Origin of the sequence: Psychrobacter sp. TB20-MNA-CIBAN-0197, assembly GCF_040309765.1 — a bacterium.
GTDB classification, from domain to species: domain Bacteria; phylum Pseudomonadota; class Gammaproteobacteria; order Pseudomonadales; family Moraxellaceae; genus Psychrobacter; species Psychrobacter submarinus.
This window is the reverse complement of sequence record NZ_JBEOPC010000018.1, coordinates 34,321-43,288: the sequence shown is the minus strand read 5'-3', so window position 1 is coordinate 43,288 and position 8,968 is coordinate 34,321. Positions and strand designations below refer to the sequence as shown.

At 43.2% G+C, this 8,968-nt stretch carries 14 protein-coding genes; 2 read left to right on the top strand and 12 right to left on the bottom strand.

Annotated features, from left to right (window positions below; translation table 11 throughout):
* Window positions 1–155: 155 nt before the first annotated feature.
* Together rpmF and AAEY83_RS07475 are read right to left on the bottom strand one after the other, a co-directional pair.
* The gene (rpmF, locus tag AAEY83_RS07480) at window positions 156–338 is read right to left on the bottom strand and encodes a 50S ribosomal protein L32 (RefSeq protein ID WP_025644354.1); all 183 of its coding nucleotides are present in this window, start codon (window positions 336–338) and stop codon (window positions 156–158) included.
* A 299-nt stretch (window positions 339–637) separates the two neighbouring features.
* Window positions 638–1,231 carry a YceD family protein gene (locus tag AAEY83_RS07475; RefSeq protein ID WP_025644356.1) on the bottom strand — a complete coding sequence of 198 codons (594 nt, stop codon included), beginning with the start codon at window positions 1,229–1,231 and terminating at the stop codon, window positions 638–640.
* 205 nt (window positions 1,232–1,436) lie between these two features.
* Here AAEY83_RS07475 and AAEY83_RS07470 point away from each other — a divergent pair, with 205 nt between their 5' ends.
* Both AAEY83_RS07470 and AAEY83_RS07465 read left to right on the top strand, forming a co-directional pair.
* A complete protein-coding gene (locus AAEY83_RS07470; protein ID WP_025644358.1) occupies window positions 1,437–2,150 on the top strand; it encodes an elongation factor P hydroxylase in 714 nt (237 codons plus the stop codon).
* 150 nt (window positions 2,151–2,300) lie between these two features.
* On the top strand, window positions 2,301–2,921 hold the full coding sequence (locus AAEY83_RS07465) for an L-threonylcarbamoyladenylate synthase (protein ID WP_025644360.1): 621 nt from the start codon (window positions 2,301–2,303) through the stop codon (window positions 2,919–2,921).
* 202 nt (window positions 2,922–3,123) lie between these two features.
* On the opposite strand, the gene rplQ is transcribed toward AAEY83_RS07465, so the two are convergent.
* From rplQ to rpsE, 10 genes are all read right to left on the bottom strand, one after another.
* Window positions 3,124–3,483: a 50S ribosomal protein L17 gene (gene rplQ, locus AAEY83_RS07460; RefSeq protein ID WP_025644362.1), complete on the bottom strand. Its 360-nt coding sequence runs from the start codon at window positions 3,481–3,483 to the stop codon at window positions 3,124–3,126.
* Window positions 3,484–3,502: 19 nt separating this feature from the next.
* On the bottom strand, window positions 3,503–4,510 hold the full coding sequence (locus tag AAEY83_RS07455) for a DNA-directed RNA polymerase subunit alpha (RefSeq protein ID WP_025644365.1): 1,008 nt from the start codon (window positions 4,508–4,510) through the stop codon (window positions 3,503–3,505).
* 81 nt (window positions 4,511–4,591) lie between these two features.
* Window positions 4,592–5,233, bottom strand: coding sequence for a 30S ribosomal protein S4 (gene rpsD / locus AAEY83_RS07450; RefSeq protein ID WP_025644367.1), 642 nt, complete (start codon window positions 5,231–5,233; stop codon window positions 4,592–4,594).
* A gap of 48 nt (window positions 5,234–5,281) precedes the next feature.
* Window positions 5,282–5,671 carry a 30S ribosomal protein S11 gene (gene rpsK / locus AAEY83_RS07445; RefSeq protein ID WP_025644368.1) on the bottom strand — a complete coding sequence of 130 codons (390 nt, stop codon included), beginning with the start codon at window positions 5,669–5,671 and terminating at the stop codon, window positions 5,282–5,284.
* Window positions 5,672–5,691: 20 nt separating this feature from the next.
* Complete coding sequence (rpsM, locus tag AAEY83_RS07440) at window positions 5,692–6,048, bottom strand: 30S ribosomal protein S13 (protein WP_025644369.1); 357 nt, start codon at window positions 6,046–6,048, stop codon at window positions 5,692–5,694.
* A 265-nt stretch (window positions 6,049–6,313) separates the two neighbouring features.
* Window positions 6,314–6,430 carry a 50S ribosomal protein L36 gene (gene rpmJ / locus AAEY83_RS07435; protein ID WP_025644371.1) on the bottom strand — a complete coding sequence of 39 codons (117 nt, stop codon included), beginning with the start codon at window positions 6,428–6,430 and terminating at the stop codon, window positions 6,314–6,316.
* A gap of 31 nt (window positions 6,431–6,461) precedes the next feature.
* The gene (gene secY / locus AAEY83_RS07430) at window positions 6,462–7,793 is read right to left on the bottom strand and encodes a preprotein translocase subunit SecY (RefSeq protein ID WP_198013330.1); all 1,332 of its coding nucleotides are present in this window, start codon (window positions 7,791–7,793) and stop codon (window positions 6,462–6,464) included.
* A 19-nt stretch (window positions 7,794–7,812) separates the two neighbouring features.
* Window positions 7,813–8,253, bottom strand: coding sequence for a 50S ribosomal protein L15 (gene rplO, locus AAEY83_RS07425; RefSeq protein WP_025644375.1), 441 nt, complete (start codon window positions 8,251–8,253; stop codon window positions 7,813–7,815).
* Window positions 8,253–8,432, bottom strand: a complete 180-nt coding sequence (rpmD, locus tag AAEY83_RS07420; protein ID WP_025644377.1) for a 50S ribosomal protein L30 — start codon at window positions 8,430–8,432, stop codon at window positions 8,253–8,255. Before rpmD ends, rplO begins: the two co-directional genes overlap by 1 nt.
* Before the next feature lie 20 nt (window positions 8,433–8,452).
* On the bottom strand, window positions 8,453–8,968 hold the full coding sequence (gene rpsE / locus AAEY83_RS07415; protein WP_025644379.1) for a 30S ribosomal protein S5: 516 nt from the start codon (window positions 8,966–8,968) through the stop codon (window positions 8,453–8,455).

The window sequence follows — 8,968 nt, the reverse complement described above, 5'->3', positions numbered from 1 at the left end:
GCAAAAAGCCAAGCCACCACGCTATACAATATATGATAGCAAGATAACTTGGCTTTTTTATAATCTGTATGTTCAACAGCAAACATCATAACGAATAATAGCTACTATTATGGTTAGCTACTATTTATTGATACGTTTACTTATCAAGCAATAGATTAAGCGTCTTGAGCAACTTTGAACAACTGACGACCGCGATAGAATCCGTCTTTAGTCATATGATGACGACGATGTTTCTCACCAGTAGTAGCATCTACGCTCAGCTCAGCCACTTCCATACGGTGGTGTGAACGGCGCATGTCACGACGAGAACGGCTTTTACGACTTTTTTGAACAGCCATGATATAGCTCCTATACTTAAAAAGGGGTAAGCTTAAAATTCAGCTTTAATCGATACTGACTTAAGCTTATGATCTATCAAACATCAACCACGAAAACTTAACACAGTACTAAATTAATGAGTTTGCTATCTGTTTAACCTGCCAATTGAATCTCACTAAGCCTTTATTAATACAAGCTCAGCGACCAGCAGCGCCTTACTAGAATGCAATAAACGGGACATTATACGCGGATTTATCAGATTAATAAAGCCCTGCGTCAAACTCTTCTGTGCCTAGTCACAAAATAGGCTAGTAAAAAATTACAGCTTGCCCTTTAACGCTGATAAAGCAGCAAAAGGGTTTTCGCCCTCTTCCTCTTCTGGTATCTCTCCAAACTGCTTAACGCTCATTTCACAGTCGTCATGTTTGGGCGCTAAAGGCATCTTGAGTAGTAGCTCATCTTCAATGAGTTTCTTAAGCGGTAGTAAGCGCTCAGGGGTTTGATTATCCACTATTTCCTCAAGAAGCAAATAGTCTTGCTCCTCATCCACCAAACTTGCCTGGCTCTCATCTTCTAGCAATGCAATATCATAGTCATCGGTTAAGGACGTCGCTACAGACTGCAAACAGCGTTGGCAAGTCAACCACACCTCGCCTTCTACCTCAAAGGATAAATGCAGAACATTATTACGGCGGTATAGATGCGTGTGTACTGGCAAATTAGTTTGTTGATGCTCATCAGTCAACGAAGCGGCTAAGCGCTCAAAGGAAGTAGGATTGACTTCACCTTGCCACTCAAAGCCCGTATCTTCCCATTTATTCAAAGAGATGTATTCAGGCATACGTACGTGAGATGACGCTTTATTATCTTGAGTGACAGTCTCTGATTTAGAGTTAGTTTGAGAAGGTGACATAAGCGGCCTCGCTGATCAAAATGGGGTATAATATTGCTTGCCATACTAACTGAAAGCGCGGTAGGACACTAGCGCAAGTATGTTACTGTTTTTGCAGCGTTAAAACTGCGAATTATTAGTACCAATAGCTCTGTTTTTAGTCATCAATTTTTAGTCATTTGTCGCTAATTGTTACGAGCGACTTTTCTATATAATTAAAATCTCTATGATAACCACAATCCTGACAACTGATACTCATACCGACTTCTCTACTCTGTTGACCAACGGTGCCGCTAATAGGCTCCTAGAAGCGCTTAATGCCTTAGCTGATAAGGAAGCTGATAAGTCTAGCTCAAAGAATAGCAGTTTGACAATCGATTGCAGTAACTTTGATGCTGATGATCTAAAGCTATTGGCTGACGACGATAAAGCGACTACAGCTTTGATACAGCTATTTAATCAGCTCTTTGTTGATCAGCAGGTAGAGCTGGTGCGCGGTGCACATGAGCCAGAATATTTTCCAGCGAATAACGGTAACCTAGCCCGTATTGAGTTCGCGCATGGGTTCTTTAATAGCGCTTTGCATGAGATCAGCCACTGGTGTATCGCCGGACAGGCACGGCGACAGTTAAGCGACTTTGGCTATTGGTATGCAGCAGATGGTCGCAGTGAAGCCCAGCAGCATGCTTTTGAGCGTGTTGAGGTCAAACCGCAAGCTTTAGAGTGCTTGTTTACTTTAGCTTGTCAGCGTCCCTTTCAAGTATCCCAAGACAATCTATTTGCAGAATTCGATACTAGCCGTAGCACTTTTGCCAGTGACGTCTATCGGCAAGCGCAAAACTATATCGCTCAGCCGCAAAGCTTACCTAGGGATGCTCAGACTTTACTAAAAACACTCTTGAGCTTATTTGGTGATAAAGACACTCAATCAATTTATTAATAAAAATTACCAGTTAACGATTCGCCACCATTTGTAACCTGTCACTACTACTATCTAAAACTTTTTTGATTTTATACTGGGTATTGAATCGTTATTCATTTAATATAAATGAGAAAAACAATAAAAAAGAACTATAAACGAGGAGCCATTATGCAAACGCTGTATATTCATCCTGACAATCCGCAGCCTCGGCTTATCAAGCAAGCCGCTGACATGCTGCGAGATGACAAACTTATTATTTATCCGACTGATACCAGCTATGCGTTTGGCTGCCGTCTAGGCGCTAAGGACGCTTTAGAGAAGCTAAAGATGATACGCGAGCTTGATGATAAGCATCAATTCACCTTGCTGTGCCGCGATCTAAGCGAGATTGCCACTTATGCTACGGTCGATAATGTCCAATTCAAACAACTAAAAGCGCATACTCCTGCGCCGATTACTTTTATTTTGAATGCCACCAAAGATGTCCCAAAAAAGCTCGCTCATGCTAAGAAAAAGACCATCGGTATTCGCGTACCGAGCAATCCTATCGCACAAGCACTATTAGAAGCGATGGACGAGCCTATCTTGACCAGCTCACTTATTTTACCTGATCGTGACGATATTTTAGATGATCCTTTCGATATCGAAGAGCTATTAGATAATCAAGTTGATGGTCTCATAAATGCCGGCATTAAGACTACTAAGCTGACTACTATCGTCGATATGACCAATAGTCAACCTGAGGTTATCCGGCAGGGCGCGGCGGATGTCAGCGACTTGTTACTATAAAGGCTTTACATTATTTGTATTTTCAACTGCTCACTAAACGTAGGGTGCGTTCCATATGCCGATTGCCTTTAAGAACCACTTAAATATTAAAGCATAGAATGCACCTTACAAATAATGTAATAGCTTTAGATCTAAATTTCAGACATAAAAAAAGCGCCAATAAATTGGCGCTTTTTTGTACAAAACCTAAACGGCTTATAGACTAGTCGCGGTCAACTAATTCTACATAAGCCATAGGTGCGTTATCACCATCACGGTGACCACACTTAACGATACGCAGATAACCACCTGGACGCGTTTGGTAACGAGGTCCTAACGTGCTAAATAGTTTACCTACCATAGCTTTGCTACGCATACGGCTAAATGCCAAGCGACGGTTAGCAACGCTATCTTCTTTTGCTAGAGTAATTAATGGCTCGGCAACGCGGCGTAATTCTTTAGCTTTTGGTAAAGTTGTTTTGATCAGTTCATGCTCAAACAATGAGTTAGTCATGTTCTGGAACATTGCTTTACGATGACTGCCGGTACGACCCAGCTTGACTCCACTCTTACGATGGCGCATAGTCAAATATCCTTAATGTTTAACGGCTGCGATAAGAGAAGCGATCATCAACCCGCAGGTCAGCTGGTGGCCAGTTATCTAGGCGCATACCAAGCTCTAAATCTTTAGACGCCAAAACGTCTTTGATTTCGGTTAATGACTTCTTACCAAGATTTGGGGTTTTTAGAAGTTCAGTCTCTGAACGCTGTACCAAATCACCGATATAGTAAATGTTTTCAGCTTTTAAGCAGTTGGCTGAGCGAACCGTTAGTTCAAGATCGTCCACAGGGCGTAATAGCACAGGATCGACCTCTTCTTTCTCTTTCACAGGCTCAGGCGCTTCTTCAGCTTCTAAATCAACAAAGATTGAAATCTGTTGTTGTAAAATAGTGGCCGCTTTACGAATTGCTTCTTCTGGATCTATAGTGCCATTAGTTTCAAGCTCAATGATAAGACGATCAAGGTCAGTACGCTGTTCAACACGAGCGTTCTCTACTTGATAAGCAACCCGCAGTACTGGGCTAAAGCTTGCATCAAGCTTTAAGCGGCCAATCGCTTTGGTATCACCATCTTCACGGCGCTGATTTGCTGGCTCATATCCACGACCCATCACTACGCGCAGACGCATCTTAAGATGACCGCGCTCACTCAACGTACCCAATACTAACTCTGGGTTAATAATGTCTACGTTGTGCGGCAATTCAATATCTGCAGCAGTAATGGTGCCTGGACCTTGTTTATCCAAGGTCAAGAATACTTCATTTTGGTCATGAAGCGTCAATGCCAAGCCTTTTAAATTCAAAAGCAAGTCAAGGACATCTTCTTGCAGACCCTCTAAAGTTGAGTATTCATGGTCAACACCATCAATCTCAGCTTCGATGACTGCAGCACCAGGTAATGAAGATAACAAGATGCGACGCAGGGCATTCCCTAAGGTATGACCAAAGCCGCGTTCTAACGGTTCGAGCGTGACTTTCGCAATCGTCTCGTTAACCGTATCCACGTTAATGGCATTCGGCGTTAGAAACTCAGTTGCATTTAGCATCATGATGTCACCTCGATTTGTTTATCTGGATTAATTAACGTTAATGGCTCAATGCTATAAGCATAACATTGAGCAGTACGTTACTTACTTAGAGTATAGCTCAACGATCAAGCTTTCGTTGATTTCAGCAGGTAGATCAATACGATCTGGAGCATGTTTAAACGTGCCCTGTAGTTTGCTGTTGTCAACATCAAGCCATTCTGGAATACCACGTTGTGATGCTAGTTCCATAGCGTTTTTAATACGTAGCTGTTCGCGAGACTTCTCTTGAATAGCAATGACATCACCATCTTGCAACTGGATTGATGGAATGTTCACACGAACAAACTCATCACGGCCAGCTTTTTTTACCATAACAGTGCGATGGCTGACTAGCTGACGTGCTTCAGCGCGAGTTGAGCCAAAGCCCATGCGGTATACCACGTTATCCAAACGACTCTCAAGCATAGCTAGTAGGTTCTCACCCGTAGCACCGCGCTTACGCGCCGCTTCTTTGTAGTAGTTTGCAAATTGACGCTCAAGTACGCCATAGATACGCTTAACTTTTTGTTTTTCGCGTAGCTGTAGAGAATACTCTGAGCTCTTGTTACGGCTTACACCGTGCTGACCAGGTGGACGACCAGCTTTCTTTGTTTTAACATCATACGGCTTAACACCAGACTTAAGGCCTAAGTCAGTGCCTTCGCGACGTGATAATTTGAGTTTTGGTCCAATATAACGGGCCATTGTTCTGTCTCCTTTAAGCTCTTATTATTAAAAGCTTCGTCTCTAATATTAGACGCGGCGCTTTTTCGGCGCACGGCAACCATTGTGTGGGATTGGGGTTACATCAGAGATGCTGTTAATTTTATAACCCAATGCACCTAGTGCTCTTACCGCAGACTCACGACCCGGTCCTGGTCCTTTGACCAAAACATCGACATTCTTAACACCATATTCTTGAGCCGCTTTACCAGCGACTTCAGCTGCAACCTGAGCGGCAAATGGTGTAGATTTACGTGAACCACGGAAGCCTTGTCCACCTGAAGTGGCCCAAGCCAATGCATTACCTTGACGATCGGTAATCGTTACAATGGTGTTATTAAAAGACGCATGGATATGGGCAACGCCCTCCGATACTGAACGACGAGTCACCTTTTTGCGACTACGAGTGTCTTTAGCCATCTTTTAGCTTCCTAAGTTAATTATCTTTTGAGAGGGCGTGTCGGACCCTTACGAGTACGAGCGTTGTTTTTGGTATTTTGACCACGAACAGGTAGGTTACGGCGATGGCGAATGCCACGGTAACAACCTAAGTCAACCAAACGCTTGATATTCATTGACACTTCACGACGAAGATCACCTTCAGTCATGTATTCTGCAACTTGTGCACGGATAGCATCTAACTGTGTATCATCTAACTGACTAACTTTAGTTGTAGGGGCAATGCCAACTGCTTCTAGAATTTTCTGAGCAGTGGTACGACCTATACCAAAGATGTAAGTTAGTGAAATAACAGCATGCTTATTATCCGGAATGTTTACGCCGGCAATACGAGCCATTGATTTCTCTCCATTAAAGAAAAATATGCATTATTTATTATAAATAGCGCATTTTTCAGATTTGTTGCTGTTGATACCTCACTTCTATCTCCCTACTTTGAAGCTTTTATTATCATTAACAGATAATAAGAGTGCTACTAAAGCAGAAGTTATAAAATTTTTTGGTATGAACTACGGCAAGTGGCGGATGATATCGCATCCGCCACTTTTTTTCAAGTATTAATTTAATAAACTGTTTAGGCTTAACGCCATGATCAGTTTTTAATTAACCTTGGCGTTGCTTGTGGCGCGGTTCAGCTGTGCAGATAACATGTACACGACCTTTACGGCGTACAATCTTGCAGCTACCACAAATCTTTTTTACTGAGGCTTGAACTTTCATGGAATGCTCCTTGAATAACCACCACACTCGCTTATGGCTGAGTGGGTGATTGAATTAACGTCTGATCATGGTATTGATGGGTCATCAAATGCGCTTGAATTTGCGAGATGAAGTCCATTACCACAACCACCATAATCAGTAGCGACGTACCACCAAGTTGGAACGGCACACCAAATGAGGATTGAACGACCATCGGCATCAAACAAATAACCGTCATGTACATCGCGCCAATAAAGGTTAGTCGATTTAACACATGGTCAAGATAACGCTGAGTTTGTTGTCCGGGGCGAATACCTGGAATATACGCTCCACTACGTTTAAGGTTTTCTGCAACCTCGCGTGGACTAAAAACCAATGCCGTATAAAAATAGCAAAAGAAGATAATCATCGCACCAAACAGTACTAGATATAGCGGCTGTCCAGGAGACAACACCAACGCTATATTTTGTAATATCTTTTGGGTAAAAGTAGGATCAGCCGATTGACCAACCCACTGCCCTAAACTCGCTGGAAACAGTAATAAGGAGCTAGCAAAAATAGCGGGAATAACCCCTGCCATGTTTAATTTCAGCGGCAAATGTGACTGCTGCTGAGCATAAATTTTGCGACCTTGTTGCTGCTTTTGCGCATAGTTTACTGGGACACGGCGCTGCGCACGTTCGATATAAACGATACCGGCGGTTACCGCAATGCCTAATATTACAAAGATAAAGAGTACAATCAAGTTCATCTGACCTTGATTGACCTGTTCGATCGATTGCGAAATCATACCTGGCGTACCGGCGACAATGCTTGCAAAAATAAGCATTGAGATACCGTTACCTACGCCGCGCTCTGTAATCTGCTCACCAAGCCACATCAAGAACATAGCGCCTGCAACCAACGAGGTTACAGCAGGAATATAAAAGGTCAGACCGGAAGATAAAGTCAGATTCTGACTGATCAAACCGGCACACATCCCTAATGACTGCACCAAAGCCAAAGCAAGCGTCCCTTGACGGGTATACTTATTCAGCGTACGTCGACCTGCTTCACCCTCTTTTTTGAGAGCTTCAAGCGAAGGTACGACTGCCGACATCATCTGTACAATAATTGACGCTGAGATGTACGGCATGATACCTAGTGCCATAATTGACATACGCTCAAGCGCGCCACCTGAGAACATATTAAACATGCTCAAAATAGTGTTTTCGTTGCGCGAGAACAAATCTGCCAAGTTGACCGGGTTAATACCCGGTACTGGAATATGAGACCCTAAACGATAAACAATCAATGCGCCAATCAAAAATAACAAACGCGTCCAAAGCTCGTCATACTTACGTATAAAAGCGAAAGGATTGAGCGGAATACCACTTGAGGTCATTGATTGTTTTGACACGTTACTACTCCTCGATGCTACCACCAGCAGCTTCGATTGCTTGCTTGGCGCCTTTAGTTACTTTGATACCTTTAAAGGTATAAGCTTTAGTAACTTCGCCTGATAGCATAACACGGGCACGTTTCATGTCGTGACGGATAAGGTTAGCTGCTTTTAGAGTCTCTAAGCTAATCACATCGCCTTCAACTTTATTCAGCTCAGACAAACGTACCTCAGCGGTAGTCATTGCCATTTTACTGGTAAAGCCAAATTTTGGTAGACGACGATATAAAGGCATTTGACCACCTTCAAATCCTGAACGAACGCTAGAACCTGAACGTGATTTTTGACCTTTTACACCGCGGCCACCTGTCTTACCAAGACCTGAACCGATACCACGACCACGACGTTGGGCAGTTTTCTTCGCGCCAACACCTGGTGATAATTCGTTTAATCTAAGTCCCATTACGCTTCCTCCACTTTTACCATGTAGTTGACGCGATTGACCATACCACGGGTTGAAGGAGTATCTTCAACGATGACTGTATGATTAATACGGCGTAAACCCAATCCTTTCAAGCTAGCTTTGTGGCTCTTGAGGCGATGGGCACCTGATTTAAATTGAGTGACTTTCATTTTTTTCATCGTAACTCACCTAGTCTAAGTTAACCCAAAATTTCGTCTACAGATTTACCACGTTTTGCTGCCATCTTCTCTGGAGTTGACATATCACGTAAACCGTTGAATGTCGCGCGAACGACGTTAGCGGTATTGGTAGAACCATGACACTTTGTTAAAACATCTTTAACACCAGCAACTTCTAATACCGCACGCATTGCGCCACCAGCGATTACGCCAGTACCTTCAGATGCAGGCTGCATATAGACCTTGCTCGCACCGTGACGTGCTGCAATAGGATGATGCAAAGTGGCTTCATTAAGATCCACAGTGATCATATTGCGTTTAGCTGCTTCTAAAGCTTTTTGGATAGCAGCTGGTACTTCGCGCGCTTTACCACGGCCGAAACCAACGCGGCCATTACCATCACCCACTACCGTTAAAGCAGTGAAAGAGAAGATACGACCACCTTTAACCACTTTTGCAACGCGATCAACGGTAACTAGGCGTTCTACTAAACCATCGCTTTGTTCATTTTTATCATTTCTATCGTTTCTAGCCAT